General features: G+C 74.8%; 18 protein-coding genes. 10 read left to right on the top strand and 8 right to left on the bottom strand.

Annotated features, from left to right (window positions below):
• From ACZ6ZN_RS04190 to ACZ6ZN_RS04180, 3 genes are all read right to left on the bottom strand, one after another.
• A complete protein-coding gene (locus ACZ6ZN_RS04190; protein WP_469642933.1) occupies positions 1-543 on the bottom strand; it encodes a type 1 glutamine amidotransferase domain-containing protein in 543 nt (180 codons plus the stop codon).
• Between the two features lie 84 nt (positions 544-627).
• Positions 628-1,059 (bottom strand): CBS domain-containing protein, encoded by a 432-nt coding sequence (locus ACZ6ZN_RS04185; protein ID WP_451878904.1) that lies wholly within the window; start codon positions 1,057-1,059, stop codon positions 628-630.
• A gap of 70 nt (positions 1,060-1,129) precedes the next feature.
• Entirely contained in the window at positions 1,130-1,531 is a 402-nt protein-coding gene (locus ACZ6ZN_RS04180) for a DUF2795 domain-containing protein (RefSeq protein ID WP_398109452.1), read from the bottom strand.
• Between the two features lie 298 nt (positions 1,532-1,829).
• Here ACZ6ZN_RS04180 and ACZ6ZN_RS04175 point away from each other — a divergent pair, with 298 nt between their 5' ends.
• The 4 genes from ACZ6ZN_RS04175 (at position 1,830) to ACZ6ZN_RS04160 (ending at position 6,340) form a co-directional block, all read left to right on the top strand.
• Positions 1,830-2,663 (top strand): RNA polymerase sigma factor SigF, encoded by an 834-nt coding sequence (locus ACZ6ZN_RS04175; protein ID WP_469642930.1) that lies wholly within the window; start codon positions 1,830-1,832, stop codon positions 2,661-2,663.
• Positions 2,664-2,741: 78 nt separating this feature from the next.
• Positions 2,742-3,761, top strand: coding sequence for a hypothetical protein (locus ACZ6ZN_RS04170; protein WP_469642928.1), 1,020 nt, complete (start codon positions 2,742-2,744; stop codon positions 3,759-3,761).
• Positions 3,762-4,043: 282 nt separating this feature from the next.
• A complete protein-coding gene (locus tag ACZ6ZN_RS04165) occupies positions 4,044-5,291 on the top strand; it encodes an aminotransferase class I/II-fold pyridoxal phosphate-dependent enzyme (RefSeq protein WP_469642926.1) in 1,248 nt (415 codons plus the stop codon).
• Complete coding sequence (locus ACZ6ZN_RS04160; protein WP_469642924.1) at positions 5,288-6,340, top strand: MBL fold metallo-hydrolase; 1,053 nt, start codon at positions 5,288-5,290, stop codon at positions 6,338-6,340. The genes ACZ6ZN_RS04165 and ACZ6ZN_RS04160 overlap by 4 nt, the downstream gene beginning before the upstream one ends.
• A gap of 105 nt (positions 6,341-6,445) precedes the next feature.
• Here ACZ6ZN_RS04160 and ACZ6ZN_RS04155 read toward each other — a convergent pair whose 3' ends face one another.
• Both ACZ6ZN_RS04155 and ACZ6ZN_RS04150 read right to left on the bottom strand, forming a co-directional pair.
• A complete protein-coding gene (locus ACZ6ZN_RS04155; protein ID WP_398109447.1) occupies positions 6,446-7,093 on the bottom strand; it encodes a DedA family protein in 648 nt (215 codons plus the stop codon).
• Complete coding sequence (locus ACZ6ZN_RS04150; RefSeq protein WP_451878899.1) at positions 7,090-7,863, bottom strand: MBL fold metallo-hydrolase; 774 nt, start codon at positions 7,861-7,863, stop codon at positions 7,090-7,092. The genes ACZ6ZN_RS04155 and ACZ6ZN_RS04150 overlap by 4 nt, the downstream gene beginning before the upstream one ends.
• Positions 7,864-7,946: 83 nt before the next feature.
• On the opposite strand from ACZ6ZN_RS04150, the gene ACZ6ZN_RS04145 reads away from it, so the two are divergent.
• From ACZ6ZN_RS04145 to ACZ6ZN_RS04125, 5 genes are all read left to right on the top strand, one after another.
• Positions 7,947-8,348 carry a hypothetical protein gene (locus ACZ6ZN_RS04145; RefSeq protein WP_398109445.1) on the top strand — a complete coding sequence of 134 codons (402 nt, stop codon included), beginning with the start codon at positions 7,947-7,949 and terminating at the stop codon, positions 8,346-8,348.
• A 246-nt stretch (positions 8,349-8,594) separates the two neighbouring features.
• Positions 8,595-10,655: an alkaline phosphatase family protein gene (locus ACZ6ZN_RS04140; RefSeq protein ID WP_469643947.1), complete on the top strand. Its 2,061-nt coding sequence runs from the start codon at positions 8,595-8,597 to the stop codon at positions 10,653-10,655.
• A 99-nt stretch (positions 10,656-10,754) separates the two neighbouring features.
• The gene (locus ACZ6ZN_RS04135) at positions 10,755-11,816 is read left to right on the top strand and encodes an ATP-binding protein (RefSeq protein WP_398109444.1); all 1,062 of its coding nucleotides are present in this window, start codon (positions 10,755-10,757) and stop codon (positions 11,814-11,816) included.
• Positions 11,813-13,606, top strand: a complete 1,794-nt coding sequence (locus tag ACZ6ZN_RS04130; protein WP_469642921.1) for a vWA domain-containing protein — start codon at positions 11,813-11,815, stop codon at positions 13,604-13,606. The genes ACZ6ZN_RS04135 and ACZ6ZN_RS04130 overlap by 4 nt, the downstream gene beginning before the upstream one ends.
• Positions 13,607-13,686: 80 nt before the next feature.
• A complete protein-coding gene (locus ACZ6ZN_RS04125) occupies positions 13,687-14,115 on the top strand; it encodes an OsmC family protein (RefSeq protein WP_398109442.1) in 429 nt (142 codons plus the stop codon).
• 128 nt (positions 14,116-14,243) lie between these two features.
• Here the strand turns inward: ACZ6ZN_RS04125 and ACZ6ZN_RS04120 are convergent, their stop codons facing one another.
• Together ACZ6ZN_RS04120 and ACZ6ZN_RS04115 are read right to left on the bottom strand one after the other, a co-directional pair.
• The gene (locus ACZ6ZN_RS04120; RefSeq protein ID WP_451879292.1) at positions 14,244-14,714 is read right to left on the bottom strand and encodes a nitrate reductase molybdenum cofactor assembly chaperone; all 471 of its coding nucleotides are present in this window, start codon (positions 14,712-14,714) and stop codon (positions 14,244-14,246) included.
• An 81-nt stretch (positions 14,715-14,795) separates the two neighbouring features.
• Entirely contained in the window at positions 14,796-15,686 is an 891-nt protein-coding gene (locus ACZ6ZN_RS04115) for a helix-turn-helix domain-containing protein (RefSeq protein WP_469642918.1), read from the bottom strand.
• A 240-nt stretch (positions 15,687-15,926) separates the two neighbouring features.
• On the opposite strand from ACZ6ZN_RS04115, the gene ACZ6ZN_RS04110 reads away from it, so the two are divergent.
• A complete protein-coding gene (locus ACZ6ZN_RS04110) occupies positions 15,927-16,352 on the top strand; it encodes a hypothetical protein (RefSeq protein WP_451879294.1) in 426 nt (141 codons plus the stop codon).
• Here the strand turns inward: ACZ6ZN_RS04110 and ACZ6ZN_RS04105 are convergent.
• Positions 16,334-17,140: a helix-turn-helix domain-containing protein gene (locus ACZ6ZN_RS04105; RefSeq protein WP_469642916.1), complete on the bottom strand. Its 807-nt coding sequence runs from the start codon at positions 17,138-17,140 to the stop codon at positions 16,334-16,336. The genes ACZ6ZN_RS04110 and ACZ6ZN_RS04105 overlap by 19 nt on opposite strands.
• Positions 17,141-17,232: the final 92 nt, after the last annotated feature.

The raw sequence follows: 17,232 nt of genomic DNA, 5'->3' as shown, positions 1-17,232 counted from the left end.
TCAGGCGGCGCTCTTGGTGAAGACCTCCAGGAAGGTCTCGCAGAACGCCTTCAGATCGTCCGGCTTGCGGCTGGTGACCAGCTTGTTCGCCCCGTGGTCGCAGACCTGGACCTGCTGGTCGACCCAGGTGCCGCCCGCGTTGCGGATGTCCGTCTGCAGGCTCGGCCACGAGGTCAGCACCCGGCCGCGCACCACGTCCGCCTCGACCAGAGTCCACGGCGCGTGGCAGATCGCCGCGACCGGCCGGCCCTGCTCGAAGAAGTCCCGCACGAACGCGACGGCCTTGTCGTCCATCCGCAGGAAGTCCGGGTTCGCCACGCCGCCGGGCAGCACCAGCGCGTCGAACGACCCCGGCGCGGCCTCGCCCACCACCTCGTCCACGGGGAAGGTGTCGGCCTTGTCGAGGTGGTTGAACGCCTGGATCTCACCGTCCTGCGTCGACACCAGCACGGGCTCGTGGCCCGCGTCCTTCACGGCCTGCCACGGGTCGGTCAGCTCGACCTGCTCGACGCCCTCGGGTGCGACCAGAAATGCGATGCGCATGATGTTCCCTGTCCCTTCTCGATCTGCGTGTTCTCGTCGTGAGTCGTCGTCGTGAGTCGTCGTCGTACTCGTCGTCGCCGGTGGTCAGACGCCCGTCGGGCCGTCCGGCTCGGCGCGGCTGATGTCGGCGAGGGCGGAGGCGGGGTCCTCGGCCTCGGCCAGGTCGCCGAGGCTGACGATCCCGACCGGGAGCCCGTTCTCCACCACCGGCAGCCGGCGCACGGCGTGCTCGCGCATCAGCGTCACCGCGGTCGCCACCCGGTCCTCCGGCGTGACGGTCACCGGGTCCTTCGTGCACACGGCCTGCACGCTCACCGTCGCCGGGTCGAGACCGTCGGCGACCGCCCGGACGACGATGTCCCGGTCGGTGAGCACACCGATCACGTCCTGCCCCTCGGCCACCACCACGTCGCCGATGTTCTGCGTGCGCATGGACTGAGCCGCCTCGACGAGCGAGGCGTCCGGGCGCACGGCGACGACGCCCGGCGTCATCACGTCCTTCACGTACTCGGCCATTCGCGGGCCTCCGTCCCCTTCCAGGCCGGTGGGGCACCGCGGCGCGCCACGGTGCCCCCGAAGCGGTTCCTCACGCGTACTCCTGCGGGCCCGTCTCCCGGACCCGGACCATCGCCTCGGCCAGCTCCTGCACGCTGCCGTAGTGCTCCTTGCGCGGCAGCCGCTCCGCGGCCTCGACCAGCGCGTCGGGCGCCCGCCGGTCGCGCAACGCGCGGACCAGCTCCCGCGCGTGCGCCGGGAACGCCCTGCGGCCGAGGATGCGGGCCAGATCCAGCCGCACCGACTCCAGGGAGCTCGGGGCGCGGCTCGGTGTCACCGGCCCGTACGCCACCTCCGGATCGTCCTCGGCGTACGGCTCCGGGTCGTGCCAGTCCTCCGCACGCGTCGGGTGCCCGGACCTGAGCAGACCCTGCAGTTCGTGCTTCATCTCGTCGTCCCGGTGGACGCTCAGCCGGTCGCTTCCTCGCTGCATGTCTCCCTCCAGACGTTCGGGGGCCCGCACCGCGTACCCGGACACCGGCGGACGACACCGCTTTCGCACCACCGGATCGCGGCGTACGCACCGTTTCGCGCCGAAGCACCGGCGGCGCTTCGCCCTGGTTTGGGACGGCCCGCGAGGGGCAGGCGGACAGGAGTGCTTCGGACTGGAGGCACCCTGCGCGGGAGCGGCCCGGCCGCCATCGGCGGCACCCCGTCCGTCCGGCCGACGCGCCTCGCTCCCCGCGGTGACCGCCCGCCCCGCAGCAACCAGCAGGGAATGGGGACGCATCATGCCGACCCGCACCAGTGCCAGGCACCCCCACCACGACGCCCCCGACACCGCGGAGGCCTTCGCCCGCCTCTCCTCGATGCCCGCCGGTCCCGAGCGCGACGCCCTGCGGGACGCCGTCGTCGAGGCCTGGCTGCCCATGGCGGACCGGCTCGCCGGCCGTTTCCGCAGCCGCGGCGAGAGCTACGAGGACCTGCGCCAGGTCGCGGCCCTCGGCCTGGTCAAGGCCGTGGACCGGTACGACCCCGCCCGCGGCAACGCCTTCGAGAGCTACGCCGTCCCCACCGTCACCGGGGAGATCAAGCGGCACTTCCGCGACCACATGTGGACGGTGCACGTGCCCCGCCGGGTGCAGGAACTGCGCAACCGTGTGCGGGCCGCCTCCCGCGAGCTGTCCCAGGTCTCACCCGGCCGCCGTCCCACCGTCCCGGAGATCGCCGCCCACACGGGCCTGAGCGAGGAGGACGTCCGGACCGGCCAGGAGGCGCTGGGAGGTTTCACGGCCCTGTCGCTCGACGCGGAACTGCCCGGCAGCGACGACGGCTACTCGCTGAGCGACGTCCTGGGCACCCCCGACGCCGCGCTGGACACCGTGGTGGACCGCGAGGCCGTCAGGGCGCGGCTGACGGCACTGCCCGAGCGCGAGCGGGCGATCCTGTACATGCGGTTCTTCAAGGACATGACGCAGAGCCGGATCGCCGAGGAACTGGGCATCTCGCAGATGCACGTCTCCCGGCTGCTCAGCCGCTGCTGCGGGCGGGTGCGGGACCAGGTCATGCGGGACGTCGCCCAGGCGGGGTCCGAGTCACCCGATCGGCGGGCGCCGTCCCGCTAATGGGGTCCCGTTCCGCGCGGTGCCGACGGGCCCGGGCTGTCATGGCAGAGGGGCATGACGAACGAAGGAGTCCCCTCCATGCGCCGCACCCTGCACGCCCTCACCGTGACCGTCGCCGCCGGAACCGCCCTCGTGTGCTGCCCGCCCGCCTTCGCGGAGCCGGCCGCCGAGGTCAGCCCCGCCACCGTGCAACCCGGTGGCACGCTCACCGTGTCGGTCCGCTGCGATCCGACCGGCGGGCCGCCGCCCGGGAGCATCGAGGCGACCTCGGAGGCCTTCGCCGAGGGCACCGTGTCCCTGCGCCTGGTCGGCGGCGGGGGCACCGGCGGCCACGGGGCCGCCGAGTGGGGTGCCGATCCGGCCCGTACCGGCACGGCGGCGCTCGCCACCGCCGAGAACGCCGGGGCGGACCACGGCCTCCTCGCGCGGGACACCGATCCCCTCGCGGAGGACGCGGATCCGCTGGCCGAGGACGCGGAGGTCCCGGAGGAGGACCCCGGGCTGCCGGAGGAGGACGCCGGGCTTCCCGGAGGAGACCCCGAGCTCCTCGCGGAGGACCCGGGACTGCTCGGCGAGGACCCCGACCTGCTCGCCGGGGACCCGGAACTCGGTGAGGACCCCGATGCGCTTGCGGAGGACCCCGGACTTCCCGGTGAGGGCTCCGACTGGACCGCCGAGGACGACACGGGCGGCCAGGGGACCGCGCCCGTCTACCGCGGCACCGCCGTCATCGCCCCGGCCGGGGACCTGACGGGCGGTGCGCACGCCGGGGGAGAGGACTCGGCCTGGACCGTCGACGGCACCTGCCCGGCGGCTCCCGGAGGGCAGGGCAAGGAGTGGAGCGCGACGTTCACCGTCCTGCACGGCTCCGGCCCCCACCCGCCCACGCACCGGCCCTGCCCCGAGCCGTCCCCCCACCACGCGCCGGACCCGGCCCGGTGCGGCGAGGCGCCCGTCCAGCGCGGGGTACGGGCCGGCGACGGCGGGGCGTTCACGGACTCCGTGCCGGCGCTGGCCGCGGGCGGTGTCCTGATCGCCGGCGCCCTGGGCGCCGCCGTGCACCGGCTGCGCACCCGACGGAGCGGTTCGTACCGCTGAACCCGCTGCACGACGACCCGGGCCGCGTGCGGCCCGGCCCGGGCACGAACCCGACGCACGCCCTCGCCCCACCTCACGAGCCCCCCGCTTCCCCGGCCCGGCCCCGTCCATGCTGTGACCGTCACGACCCCGTCCGCAGCCCATGAGACGGAGTCCGGGTGGGTACTCAGAGGCCGTGGAGGCCCGGCCGCCCACCCGGCGACCCGCGGGGAACGGGGGAGCGGAGCGGCGCTCGCGCCGAGGCGGCACCACACGGCGGCACCACGCACTGCGGAGGTACGGATGCGGCGGACGGACCCGCAAGGCCACGGCCCCGTCCGGTTCGGGCCCCCGCTCCCGGACGACGGGCTGCCGGTCCTGCCGGAGCTGTCCGCCGTGCTCGCCGCCGCCGCGGCCCGCGGTGGCCACGAACCGGTCGGCGGCGGCCCCGCCCTGCGGGAAGCCGCCTGCGGCTACTGGGACCGGCGCGGACTGCACTGCGACCCCGGCCGCGTGGCCGCCGCACCCGGTGCCCCCACCCTGCTGCTCGCCCTGACCGCGGCCCTCGGCGGGGACGTCCTGGTGCCCCGGCCCTGTGCCGCCTGGTGGGCGCCGTACGCCCGGCTGCTGGGCCGCCCCGCCTTCCACGTACCGACCCCGCCGGAGAGCGGCGGCGTCCCCGACCCGTACGCCCTGCTGGAGACGGTGCGCCGCGTCCGGGCCGAGGGCGGCGACCCGCGGCTGCTCGTGCTGTCCGTCGCCGACGACCCCACGGCCGGTGTCGCCCCGCCCGAACTGCTGCACGAGACCGTCGAGGCCGCCCAGGGCGAGGGCCTGCACCTGGTCAGCGACGAGACCTGGCGCGACACCCTGCACGACCCGCACGGCACCGTCCTGCTCAGCCCCGCCGAGATGCTGCCCGACCGCGTCACGGTCGTCAGCGACCTGGCCGGCGCCCTGCTCCCGCCCGGCTGGCCGGCCGCCGTCGCCCGCTTCCCGGCCGGAGGCGACGGGGACGGCCTCCACGCGCGCGTGCTCGACGTCCTCACCGCCCTCGACGCCCGTGTCGCCGCCCCGGTCGCCGCGGCCGCCGCGTACGCGCTGTCCGAACCCGAGCCCGTCACCGCGCGCGTGGCCGCCACCGTGCGCCTGCACGCGCACCTGGCCGCCGCCGCGCACTCCGCCGTCGTCGGCGCGGGCGCCCTGGCCCGGCCCCCGCGGGCCGGGCGTCACCTGTACGTCGACCTCGCACCCCTGCGCGACGCGCTGAACCTGCACGGCGTCGGCGACGCCCAGGAGCTGGAGGACTTCCTCACCGACCGGCTCGGCATGCCCGCCCCGGGCGGCCACCGCTTCGGCGACGACCTCCAGGCCCCGCGCGTGCGGCTGTGCACCGGCGCGCTGGTGAACGGCTCCGACACCGAGCGCGCGGAATGTCTCACCACCCCCAGGCCGTTGGAACTGCCGCACGTGCAACGCGCGTTGGTCCAACTGAAGTCGGTCTTCGACGATCTCCGCGACGACGCTCGGCGATGGGAGCCTCCGCGATGACGCAGCAGTCCGAGTCGACGACGAGCACGACCGCGCCGGACGGGCACGCACCGGCCCTCCCCTCGCCGCTCGCACCGCCCGGCCCGCCCCTGGCCGAACCCCGGCCGCTGGCCGAGCGCAGAGTCTGGCCGCGCGCCTTCCACGACCGGCTGACCGCCCCGCTGCCCGGCTTCAAGGCCATGGCCCGCTTCGCCCGCGAGGGCGCCGTGCGACCGGGCCCCGAGGGCCTCGCCGACATCCCGCGGCTGCCCTACGCCCCGGCCCCGCTGCCCCGCGTCGACGCCCGTACGGTCGCCGTCACCTGGGCGGGACACGCCAGTTGGGTCGTGCGGATCGGCGGACTGACGGTGCTCACCGACCCGGTCTGGTCGCGCCGCATCCTCGGCACCCCGGCCCGCATCACCCCCGTGGGCGTGCCCTGGGAGGACCTGCCCCGGGTCGACGCCGTCGTCATCAGCCACAACCACTACGACCACCTCGACGCCCCGACGCTGCGCCGACTGCCGCGCGACACCCCGGTGTTCGTCCCGGCCGGGCTCGCCCGCTGGTTCCACCGCCGCCGCTTCACCCGCGTCACGGAGCTCGACTGGTGGGAGGCGGCCGAACTCGACGGCGTCCGCTTCGACTTCGTGCCCTCCCACCACTGGTCCAAGCGCACCCTCACCGACACCTGCCACAGCCTCTGGGGCGGCTGGGTGCTCACCGACAGGGAGGGCCGGCGCGTCTACTTCGCGGGCGACACCGGCTACGGCCACTGGTTCTCGCGCATCGGCAGCCGCTACCCGGGCATCGACCTCGCGCTCCTGCCCATCGGCGCCTACGACCCGCGCTGGTGGCTCAGCGACGTGCACTGCGATCCCGAGGAAGCGGTCCGGGCCGCCCAGGACCTCGGCGCGGCCCGGATGGCGCCCATGCACTGGGGCACCTTCGTCCTGTCCGCCGAACCGGTCATGGAGCCCCTCACGCGCGTGCGCGCCGCCTGGGAGAAGGCGGGCCTGCCCCGCGAGGACCTCTGGGACCTGCCGGTGGGCGGTTCCAAGGTCCTGTAGGACGCGCGGCGCCACCGCATGCCGCCCGGGCGCCCCGGGACCACCGCCCGGGCGCCCCGGGACCACCGCCCGGCGCCCCGGGACCAGCGCCAGGGCGCCCCAGGACTACCGTGCCCGCCGCACCCGCCGCACCAGACCCGGTACCACGCTGATCAGCAGGGTCACCCCGATCGCCGCCACCACGCCCTCCCACGGCTCGGCGAACAGCGACCCGCCCAGGATCCCGATCAGCTGGTACGTCACCGCCCAGGCCAGGCAGGCCGGGAAGTTCCCCCGGGAGAACCTCCGCAGCGGCCACTCGGCGAGCAGGCAGGCCAGCATCACCGGGATGCGCCCCGCCGGCACCAGCCGGGACAGCACCAGCACGGCGACCCCGTGCGAGGCCAGCTTCTCCTGCGCCTGCTCCAGCCGGTCCTCCGGCGCCCGCCGGCGGATCCCCTCCAGCCACCGCGAGCCGTTCTTCGAGGTCAGTCCGCGCCGCCCCAGCCAGTACAGCGCCGCGTCCCCCAGGAACGCGGCCAGCGACGCCGTCACGAACACCATCGCCAGCGAGAACGGCGCCGTCCGGTGCAATGCCACCACCGCCGCCGAACTCACCAGCGCGCCCGTCGGGATCACCGGCACCAGCGCCCCGGCCAGCACCAGCACGAACAGCGTCGGATACCCGATCGCCTGCTGTGTCGCCTCCGGCACCACGGACGCCGGGGTGACGGCCGACACCGCGAGCAGGGAGACCTCGGCGGACCGGCTCACTGCGCGACCTCCGGCCGCACGCTCTGCCCGTGGTCGAGCCGGTGCACCGCCACACCGGGCGCGTGCCGGGCGGCCATCCGCACGAACTCGTGCCCCGGCGTGTGGAACTCGTGGGGGCGCACCGCGTCCATGCCGATCGGCCAGTACGTGCCGTAGTGCACCGGCACGGCACTGCGCGGCGCGAGCCGGGCCAGCGCCTGTGCCGCCCGGCCCGCGTCCAGGTGCCCCTCGCCCAGGTACGGCCCCCAGCCGCCCACCGGCAGCAACGCCACCTCGACCGGCCCGACCTCCTTCGCCATCTCCTCGAACAGGCCGGTGTCCCCGGCGAAGTAGGTCCGGGACTCGCCGGATATGACATAGCCGAGGGCGGGGGAGCGGTGCGGCCCGAACGGCAGCCGGCGCCCGTCGTGCCGTGCCGGCACGGCCCGCACGACGACGTCGCCGACCCGCGTCTCGTCCCCCGGGGCCATCTCGCCGATCCGCAGGTGCGTGAGCCGGCGCAGACCGGGCACGGCCCGGCGCGCGCCCCGGGGCACGAGCAGGCGCGTGCCGGGCTCCAGGCGCATCAGGGACGGCACGTGCAGGTGGTCCGCGTGCAGGTGCGAGACCAGGGCCACGTCGGCCCGGTGCGCGGCGGGAGGCGGCACGGCCCCGCGCCGGCGCCGCAGGTGGGCGAGCCGGCGTGCGAACAACGGGTCCGTGAGCACCCGTACGTTCGAGTCCTCCACCGTGCAGGTGGCGTGACCCCACCAGGTGATCTCCACCGGCACTTCTTTGCCTCCTTCGCGCGACTCCCCGAAGCCTACGTGCAGGAGTAGGGTCGGCGGCGAGAACGGAGGTGAGGGGGGACGCCATGGGGCCGGTGCGGGTCACGGCGATCGCGAGTCTGACGCCGCTGGAGGAGCTGGACGAGGATCCCTTCCTCGTCGACTCCCGCAGCCAGCACGCGATGTGCGCCCGCTGGGCCGCCGAGCGGGGGTACGTGGTCAGCCGGGAGTTACTGGTGCGCGGGCTGCGGCCCGACCACGGCGCGCTGTGGGACGGCGTGCGGCCCGGCCACGACGTGTTCGTGGCGCCCAGCCGGCGGGTCCTGGAGAGCGCGCTCGCCTCCGTCGAGGAGTTCGCCGCCGAGTGCGCCCGTCGCGGGGTGCGCGTGGAGACGGTGGGGCACGCGGAACCGGCGTACGACGCGGAGATGAAGGCGTGCGTGCACCGCCGTCTGTCGATGCCGACGGCGGGCTACGACGGGCGCTGACCACTTGGCACGCCGAACCCGAGCGCCCCGGCCCACCGGGCCCGAGCGGACCCGCCCACCGGGCCCGAGCGCCCCGGCCCACCGTGCGGCCACGACTGAGCCGCCGTGCGTGAGTGCCGTCCCGGCGGGGAAGGCGAGCGGCCTCGACGGCAGGCGGCACGCGGGAGGCGAACGGGCATCCGCGTGCGTTGAGACACTGTGACCAGGAAGCCCGTGGGTGCGGGCCGGGACGTGAGGTGGCTGGGAGTGCGGGGCGTGCGGTGGCGAAGAGCCGCCAGTCAGGTCGGGCGGAGCATCGGCGTATGGGCGGTCTCCACCGTCACCATGCTCGTGCTCGCCGGGATCCTGCCGGACTTCCGGCTCCGCTCGGAGGACGGGGCCAGCGCGACCGACATCGCCGTCACCGCCGCCTTCGGGGCGGGCGCCTTCGGCCTGCTGTCGGCGCTGGTGTGGCCGCTGCTGGTGCGGCTGCTGCTCCTCGTGCCGGCGCTGGTGCTCGGCCTGCTGGTGTTCTTCCTCAACGGCGCCCTGCTGCTGCTCGCCCTCAACCTGAACCCGGCCGAGCGCGGAGCCGCCGCCCCGGAGACCGCCGTCGTGGTCGCCGCCGTCATGTCGGCCGTGGCGTCGGCGACCGGCGCCGGCCTCGCCGTGCGCGACGACGAGGCCTACCGCCGCCGGCTGTACCGCCTCTCCGACCGCCGCCGCCGCTCCGGACCGCCCAGCCCGTCCACGCCCGGCACGGTCTTCCTGCAACTGGACGGCGTCGGCCACGACACCCTGCTGGACGCGATCGGCAAGGGCCTGATGCCCACCGTCGCCCGCTGGATCGAGGACGGCCGCCACCGCCTCACCCCCTGGCGCACCGACTGGTCCAGCCAGACCGGCGCCAGCCAGCTCGGCATCCTGCACGGCAGCAACCACGACGTGCCGGCGTTCCGCTGGTACGAGAAGGACACCCGCGAGATCGTCGTCTGCAACCGGCCCACCAGCGCGGTCGAACTGCAGCGCCGCGCCGTGCGGTACGCGGGGCACGACGGGCTGCTCGCCGTCGACGGAGCCAGCCGGGGCAACCTGTTCAGCGGCGGGGCCGACGAGCAGGCCCTGGTGCTCTCCATCGCCGCCCGCCGCCGCAGCCGGGAGAACCGCTCCCGGGACGGCTACTTCGCCTACTTCTCGGACCCCGCCAACGCCGTGCGCACCGCCCTGTCGTTCATCGCCGAGGTGGGCCGGGAGATCGGCCAGTCGGTCCGGGCCCGGTTGCGCAAGCAGCGCCCCCGGGTCTCCCGCGGTGGCCTCTACCCGCTGGTGCGGGCCTTCGCGACCGTCGTCGAGCGGGACGTGGTGGTCGCCGCCGTGACCGGTGACATGCTCGCCGGCCGCACCGCCGTCTACGCCGACCTCGTGGCCTACGACGAGGTCGCCCACCACTCCGGCCCCGCGTCCCGCGACACGCAGCAGGTCCTCGAACGGCTCGACCGCTCCCTCGCCCTGATCGAGAACGTCGCCGAGCACGCCCCGCGCCCCTACCGGATCGTCGTGCTGTCCGACCACGGCCAGAGCCCCGGCGAGACGTTCCGCTCCCGCTACGGCCTCACCCTCGGCGACCTGGTGCGGGCCGGCTGCGGCATGCCCGTGCCGCGCAAGGCCGAACGCACCCGCAGCGGCGCGGAGGCCCGGGCCGCCGTCCGCGCCGCGCTGCGCATCCGCGTGGAGGACGGCGGCGAGCGCCACCGCCCCGCACGCAGCGAGGAGCCGATCGTGCTGGCCTCCGGCAACCTCGGCCTGATCTCCTTCCCGGACGTGCCGCACCGGATGAGCAAGGAGGAGATCGACGCCCGCCACCCGGCGCTGCTGCCGACCCTCGCCAACCATCCCGGCATCGGCTTCCTGCTGGTGCGCAGCGAGGAGCACGGCGGAGTCGTCCTCGGCGCCTACGGTGCCGAGATACCGCTCGCCGACCTGGACCAGAACCCGGGGCCCCTCGCGCCGTTCGGGGAGGGCGCCGCCGACGCGGTGCGCCGGACGCACTCCTTCCCGCACGCCGCCGACATCATGGTCAACTCCTTCCACGACCCGGCTGACGGCGAAGTCCTCGCCTTCGAGGAGCAGATCGGCTCCCACGGCGGGCTCGGCGGCGCCCAGGGCAAGCCGTTCCTGCTGTCGCCCTGCGCCCTGTCGGCGCCGGTGCGGCCCGGTGAGGCGCTGGTCGGCGCCGAGCAGGTGCACCGGGTGCTGCGCCGCTGGCTGCGCGAGTCGAACGGGCCGCAAGTGCCCCTGGAGTCCGGCGAGGAGGAGCGCGCCGCCTGAAATCGGGCTGCGCCGCGCAGGCCGTACGCGCACACTGTCGGTGTCGTACGCCGCGCCGCGCACCGGCGCGTCCTTCCCACCCTCCGAGGAGTAGCTGCTGTGCAGGCAGCCGTCACCGTCACACCCTCCCGCGTCCCCGATCTGCTGCTCGGCCTCGCCACCGTGCGGCCGGTGTTCCTCTGGGGCGCACCCGGCATCGGGAAGTCCTCCCTGGTACGGGACTTCGCCGAGTCGCTGGGCCTGGAGTGCGTGAGCCTGCTGGGCACCCAGCTCGCCCCCGAGGACCTCATCGGCGTGCCGCAGATCCGCGACGGCCGCTCGGTGTTCTGCCCGCCGCAGGCCATCGCCCGGGACGAGCCCTACTGCCTGTTCCTGGACGAACTCAACGCCGCCACGCCCGATGTGCAGAAGGCGTTCTACTCGCTGATCCTGGACCGCCGGATCGGTGACTACGAACTGCCGCCCGGCTCCCTCGTCATCGGCGCCGGCAACCGCGCCACCGACAACGCCCTCGCCCGGCCCATCGCCTCCGCGCTCGTCAACCGGCTCACGCACGTGCACCTGGAGGTCTCGGCGGCGGACTGGCTCGCCTGGGCCCAGGGCAACGGCATCCACCCCTGGGTCGTGGACCACCTCACCGACCGGCCGGACCATCTGTGGTCCAAGCCGCCCAAGACCGAGGAGCCGTTCTCCACGCCCCGCTCCTGGCACATGCTCTCCGACGCCCTGCACTCCTTCGGCCCGGACCTCGACGAGGACACCCTGAAGGTCCTCGCGCACGGCACCCTCACCCCGGCGCACGCCACCGCCTTCTGCGGATACGCCAAGATCGTCCGCAGCCGGTACGGCATCGAGGCGATCATCAGGGGCGACGCCCGCTGGCCGAACCGCCCCGAGGACCGCGACCTGCTCTTCTACCTCGCCGACTCCTTCCGTGGCCGGCTGGTCAAGGAACTGCCCGCCAGCCGCGAGCACATGTCGGCGGGCGGCCGCCAGACCGCCTACCGCGCCAAGTCGCTGCTGGTGCAGCTCGCGGAGATCTCCGTCGAGGTCGCCCAGACCGTCATCGCCTCCGACGGCGACGGCAACCCGGTGCTGCCCTCCTGGTTCCTCGTCGAGGCGGCCCGGGACATGCCCCGGCTGGTGGAGGCGCGGCGGTGAGCCGCGGCCCCGTCAAGAAGAAGAAGCGGGACCTCGCCGGTGAGGCGTTCGCCGAGGGAGTGCGCCTGCTCAAGGCCAACCCGGCCCTGGCGGCCGTCGAGTTCGACATCTGCCGCCGGGAGGAGTGCGGTCTCGCCCCGCGCGGCGGACTCGTCGCCGTCGACTCCGACGGCGACCTGCACGTCCACCCGGACCGGCTCGCCGAACCCGCCGACTGGGCCTGGGCGCTCGCGCACGCCGTCCTCCACCTCGGCTTCGGGCACGTCCCGGCGGTCAAGGGCACACGCGTCCAACCCGACGCCTTCGACCTCGCCGCCCGCTGCGTCGTCGTCAACCGCTTCCTGCTCGGCTTCACCGTCGGCCGGACCCCGGAACACCTGCCCGCCTCCTACCCGGACGGCGACGAGGAGCAGCTCGCCGCCCGCTGGCGGCGCGACGGCCTGCCCGCCGCGTACACCCGCTGCGGCACGGCCGGTGACGAACCCGACCAGGTGCTCGTGCCGTGGGTGGGCTGGTCGCATCCCCCCGACTGGCAGCTGGCCTTCGCCACCGCCCTGACCCGGACCGTCTCCGCCGCGATGGACATGGCGGGCGGCCGGCGCGACACCCTGGACGCCGAGGCGCCCCACCGGCGCCCCTGGCAGCGGGCCCTGAGCTGGTTCATCTCCTCCTACCCGCTTCTCGGCGGCATCGCCTCCGGCATCGAGCTGGTCGCCGACGCCGAACTGGCGCGCGCCCACGGCATCGCCGTCGCCGCCGTCAACGCCGAGGCGGGCGAGATCTACCTCAACCCCCTGCGCCGGCTGGACGACGACGAATGGCGCTTCGTCCTCGCCCACGAGATGCTGCACGCCGCCCTGCGCCACGGCGACCGCTGCGGCACCCGCGACCCGTACCTGTTCAACGTCGCCTGCGACTACGTCATCAACGGCTGGCTGACCGAGATGCAGATCGGCACCATGCCCGAGGGGCTGCTCCACGACCCCGCACTGGCCGGGCTGTCCGCCGAGGAGGTCTACGACCGCATCGCGGGCGACCTGCGCCGCGCACGCCGCCTGGCCACCCTGCGCGGCAAGGGCGTCGGCGACGTGCTCGGCGCGCCGCTGGGCTCGCCCCGCGACTACGTCGACCTCGACGCCTTCTACCGCCGCGGTCTCGCCCAGGGCCTGGACCTGCACCGCCGGCAGGAGCGGGGCTTCCTGCCCGGCGGACTGGTCGAGGAGATCCGGGCGCTGTCCCATCCGCCGCTGCCCTGGGACGCGCGACTCGCTCGCTGGTTCGACGAGTTCGTGCCCCGCCCCGAGCCGCTGCGCACCTACGCGCGCCCTTCCCGGCGTCAGGCGGCCACGCCCGGCATCCCGCGTGCCGGGCGGTACTTCCCGCCCGAGGAGGTCGCCCGCTGCACCTTCGGCGTCGTCCTGGACACCTCCGGATCCATGGACCGCACCCTGCTCGGCAAGGCCCTGGGCGCCATCGCCTCCTACGCCGGGGCCCGCGACGTGCCGGCCGCCCGGGTCGTGTTCTGCGACGCCGCCCCGCACGACGCCGGGTATCTGCCCGTCGGCGAGATCGCCGGCCGGGTGCGGGTGCACGGACGCGGCGGAACCGTCCTGCAACCGGGCGTCGACCTGCTGCACCGCGCCGGCGACTTCCCGCCCGGGGCGCCCGTGCTGATCATCACCGACGGCTGGTGCGACACACTGCGCGTACGCCGCGAGCACGCCTACCTGGTGCCGCAGGGAGCGCGGCTCCCGTTCAGCCCCAGGGGTCCGGTCTTCCACGTCCGTTGAGGCGTGATGTGATCGGATGGGGGACACAGGACCCGCCGGACGGGCCCCCTTGTGACTGTCGTACGCGAAAGGAAGAACTCGTGGCCACCACGCGCTCCGCACACACGGTCTGGGAAGGCAACCTGCTGGAGGGGAAGGGTGTCGTCACCTTCGACTCCTCCGGCGCCATCGGTGAGCAGCCGGTCACCTGGGCCTCCCGCGCCGAGGAGGCGAACGGGAAGACCAGCCCCGAGGAGCTGATCGCCGCCGCCCACTCCAGCTGCTTCTCCATGGCCTTCTCCAACATCCTGAACAAGGCCGGGACGCCGCCCACCAAGCTCGTCACCTCGGCCGACGTCTCCTTCCAGCCCGGTGAGGGCATCACCGGCATCCACCTCACCGTCGAGGGCACCGTCCCCGGCATCGACGAGGACGCCTTCCTGGCCGCCGCCGAGGAGGCCAAGACCGGCTGCCCGGTGAGCCAGGCCCTCAAGGCGACGCCCATCACCCTGTCCGCCAAGCTCGCCTGAGCCCACCGGACCGCCGACGCGCGGAACCACCCGCCCGGGCGGTCCCGCGCGTCGCGCTTTTGGGCGCCCGCCACCGTCACGGGCCTGCGACGGGGCCGTGCCTCTGCCACAGCCGCAGGACACCGGCCTCAGGCCGCGGTGTGCGCGGGGGGCAGGGTCGCGCACACCGCGTCCAGGACCGTGGCGTAGGGCGTGCCGAAGGACGTCAGGCCCGCGCGGAGGGATTCCAGGCCGTCGCGGTGGTCCGTGAGCGGCTCCGTCGTGCCCGTGCGGGCCGCCAGTTCCAGGACCGCCGGCAGGAAGTCCGGGGGCTCCTCGCCGGTGGTCCGCAGGCCGTGGGCGCGGTACAGGTCCTCCGAGGGCGCCGGGGCTTCCTCGCGCCAGACGCTCAGGTACAGGCTGTGGTCCCGGTGGCCGGACTCGAACACCTCGACGTAGTGGGCGGCCAGCCGGCGCTGCGGGGTGAGCGCCGCGTGGTCGGCGAACTCCCGCAACTGCGGGGCCGCTTCCCGCAACAGCGGCAGCCGGGTGCGGAAGCCGTCGTCGGGGTACATCAGGCACAGCGCCGCCGCCTGGTACAGCACCTCGAATCCGGGCATCGGACCTCCTTCGCGTGCTCCCCGTCCTCCCGACGCTAGGGGCGGGCCGCCGGAGCCACCCGCGGACGGGGCCCGTACGGGTCAGGCCCCCTGCGGCGGCGCCGGCGCTCCGTACGCGTCGCGGTACTCCCGCAGCAGCTCCTCCGTGCGCCGCGTGGAACCGGCCCGGGCCGTCATGTGGTCCAGCACCTCCAGGTGCGTGGAGACCTCCTTGCGCGAGTCGAGGTACAGCGCGCCGGTCAGGTACTCGGTGAAGACCATGTCGGGCAGTTCCGGCTCGGCGAAGCGGAACAGGGAGAACGGCGCGTACGTCCCGGGGTGCGGACCGTCCCGGAACTCGGCGATCTGCAGCGTGACCCGGTCACGCGCGGCGTACTCCAGCAGCTTGTCGAGCTGCTCGCGCATCACCCGGCCGTCGACGCTCACCGGACGCCGCAGCACCGTCTCGTCCATGATCACCCACAGGTGCGGGGCGTCCGGCCGCTCCAGCAGCCGCTGCCGCTCCATGCGCAGCGACACGTGCCGCTCCACGGCCTCCGGCCCGGCGTTCGCGATGGTCCCGGTCTCCAGCACGGCCCGTGCGTAGCCCTCGGTCTGCAGCAGCCCGGGCACGAAGTGCGGCTCGTAGGAGCGGATGATCCGGGCCGCGCCCTCCAGGCTCACGTACAGGCTGAACCACTCCGGCAGCACGTCGTGGAACCGCTGCCACCAGCCGGGCCGGTTCGCCTCCTCGGTGAGGTCGACGAACGCGCTCACCTCGTCCTCGGCGACCCCGTACGCGGTCAGCAGGATCTGGACGTAGGGGATCTTCAGCGCGACGTCCGCGGTCTCCATGCGCCGGACGGTCGCGGGAGCGACGCGCAGCACGCGCGCGGCCTCCTCTCGGCTCAGCCCCGCGGCCTCACGCAGTTCCTGCAGCCGCTTGCCCAGCACCACCTGGCCCACGGTGGGTGCGGCCCGCCGTTCGCTCACGCCACGCCTCCCCAACGCGCCCGGTCCGCGATCAGTCTGTCACGCCCGGCCCGCGGTCTCCCAGAGCCGGAAGCGGAGGAGATCGACACGGCGGGACGGGCGCCCCGCATGACCTCCGGGGTAATCGACCCGGCCCGCCCGCTCCGGCATCGTCGGGCCTACCGCTCCCCGGGCCGGCGCACTCCGGCCGGGGAAGCGGCCCCAGCCGCCCCATCACGACCCGACGGAGGGTGATGCCCCATGTCCGCCATCCAGCTCGCCGCGCTCGCCCGGACCACCGAGCCGCAGTCCGTGCTGCGCCGCTTCCTGGCCCTGGACGCCGCGGTGACCGGCGCCAACGCCCTCGCCTACCTCGCGTTCTCCGGCCCGCTGGGGCGCTTCCTCGGCGTCGGCTCCGGCCTGCTGCTCGGCGTCGGCGCCTTCCTCGCCCTCTACGCGGCCGGCGTGGCCCTGGTGGCCGGACGCCGCCGGCCGCCCGTCGCCGGGGTGCGGGCCGTGGTCGAGGGCAACGCCGCCTGGACGGTGCTGAGCCTCGCGGCGCTGGCGCTGTGGCTGTCGCCGAGCACGGCGGGCGCCGTGTGGACGGTGGTCCAGGCCGTGTCCGTCGCCGGGTTCGCCGCCCTCCAGCACCTCGCGCTGAAAGCCTGTCAGGACAGCGACTCCTGAAGGTACTTGACCGTCGCCGGGTCGGCCGGGAGCAGCGTCTCGACGGCCAGCTCGGCCACGGTCACGTCCATCGGCGTGTTGAACGTGGCGATGGACGAGATGAACGACAGGGTCCGCCCCTCGTGCTCGATCCGCAGCGGCAGCGCGAAGTACGGCACGGGCTCCGCCGCCTCCTCGGGCGGGTCCTGTGCCGGTACGGGGTACGCCGACACCTCCTCGTACAGGGCCCGCAGCGGCTCGGAGCGGTGCAGCGCGATCTGCCGCCGCATCTGATCCAGCAGGTGGCCGCGCCAGGCACGCAGGTTCCGGATGCGGGGCGCCAGCCCCTCGGGGTGCAGCGCGAGCCGCATCGCGTTCAGCGGCGGCTCCAGCAGGGCCGGGCCGACCCCGTCGACCAGCGCCATGACGCCCCGGTTGGCCGCCACCACGTCGTACAGCGCGTCCACCACCAGCGCCGGATACGGCTCGTAGCCGCCGATCAGCCGCTCGATGCCGGTGCGCAGCGCACCCAGCGCCGGGTCGTCCAGCGGCGTCTCCGGATAGCGGGGGGCGTAACCGGCCGCCAGCAGCAGGGCGTTGCGCTCCCGCACGGGGACGTCGAGGTGCTCGGCCAGCCGCAGCACCATCTCCTCGCTCGGCCGCGAGCGGCCCGTCTCGACGAAGCTGATGTGCCGGGCCGAGGAGTCCGCGCGCAGGGCCAGCTCCAGCTGGCTCACCCGGCGCTGCTCCCGCCAGGCCCGCAGCAGCGGGCCCACGCCCTGCCCGGCGGTGGACGCGTGAGTGGTCATGGCGCCGACCGTAGCCGAGAACCGGCCGGACCGGACAGGCACACCCGCTGACCAGCGACTCGCGGGGTCGCGCTGTGGCAGGCTGAGAGGCG

This window comes from Streptomyces sp. NPDC053665, from assembly GCF_055585285.1.
Note: the sequence above shows the minus strand (reverse complement) of the source record. Positions and strands in the feature narration are given on the sequence as shown.

Bases quoted from the DNA above. Each gene is read 5' to 3' on its own strand.
- ACZ6ZN_RS04160 (WP_469642924.1), top strand. From the start codon at position 5,288: ATGACGCAGCAGTCCGAGTCGACGACGAGCACGACCGCGCCGGACGGG.
- ACZ6ZN_RS04185 (WP_451878904.1), bottom strand. From the start codon at position 1,059: ATGGCCGAGTACGTGAAGGACGTGATGACGCCGGGCGTCGTCGCCGTG.
- ACZ6ZN_RS04190 (WP_469642933.1), bottom strand. From the start codon at position 543: ATGCGCATCGCATTTCTGGTCGCACCCGAGGGCGTCGAGCAGGTCGAG.
- ACZ6ZN_RS04105 (WP_469642916.1), bottom strand. From the start codon at position 17,140: ATGACCACTCACGCGTCCACCGCCGGGCAGGGCGTGGGCCCGCTGCTG.
- ACZ6ZN_RS04170 (WP_469642928.1), top strand. From the start codon at position 2,742: ATGCGCCGCACCCTGCACGCCCTCACCGTGACCGTCGCCGCCGGAACC.
- ACZ6ZN_RS04120 (WP_451879292.1), bottom strand. From the start codon at position 14,714: ATGCCCGGATTCGAGGTGCTGTACCAGGCGGCGGCGCTGTGCCTGATG.
- ACZ6ZN_RS04165 (WP_469642926.1), top strand. From the start codon at position 4,044: ATGCGGCGGACGGACCCGCAAGGCCACGGCCCCGTCCGGTTCGGGCCC.
- ACZ6ZN_RS04180 (WP_398109452.1), bottom strand. From the start codon at position 1,531: ATGCAGCGAGGAAGCGACCGGCTGAGCGTCCACCGGGACGACGAGATG.
- ACZ6ZN_RS04110 (WP_451879294.1), top strand. From the start codon at position 15,927: ATGTCCGCCATCCAGCTCGCCGCGCTCGCCCGGACCACCGAGCCGCAG.
- ACZ6ZN_RS04175 (WP_469642930.1), top strand. From the start codon at position 1,830: ATGCCGACCCGCACCAGTGCCAGGCACCCCCACCACGACGCCCCCGAC.
- ACZ6ZN_RS04145 (WP_398109445.1), top strand. From the start codon at position 7,947: ATGGGGCCGGTGCGGGTCACGGCGATCGCGAGTCTGACGCCGCTGGAG.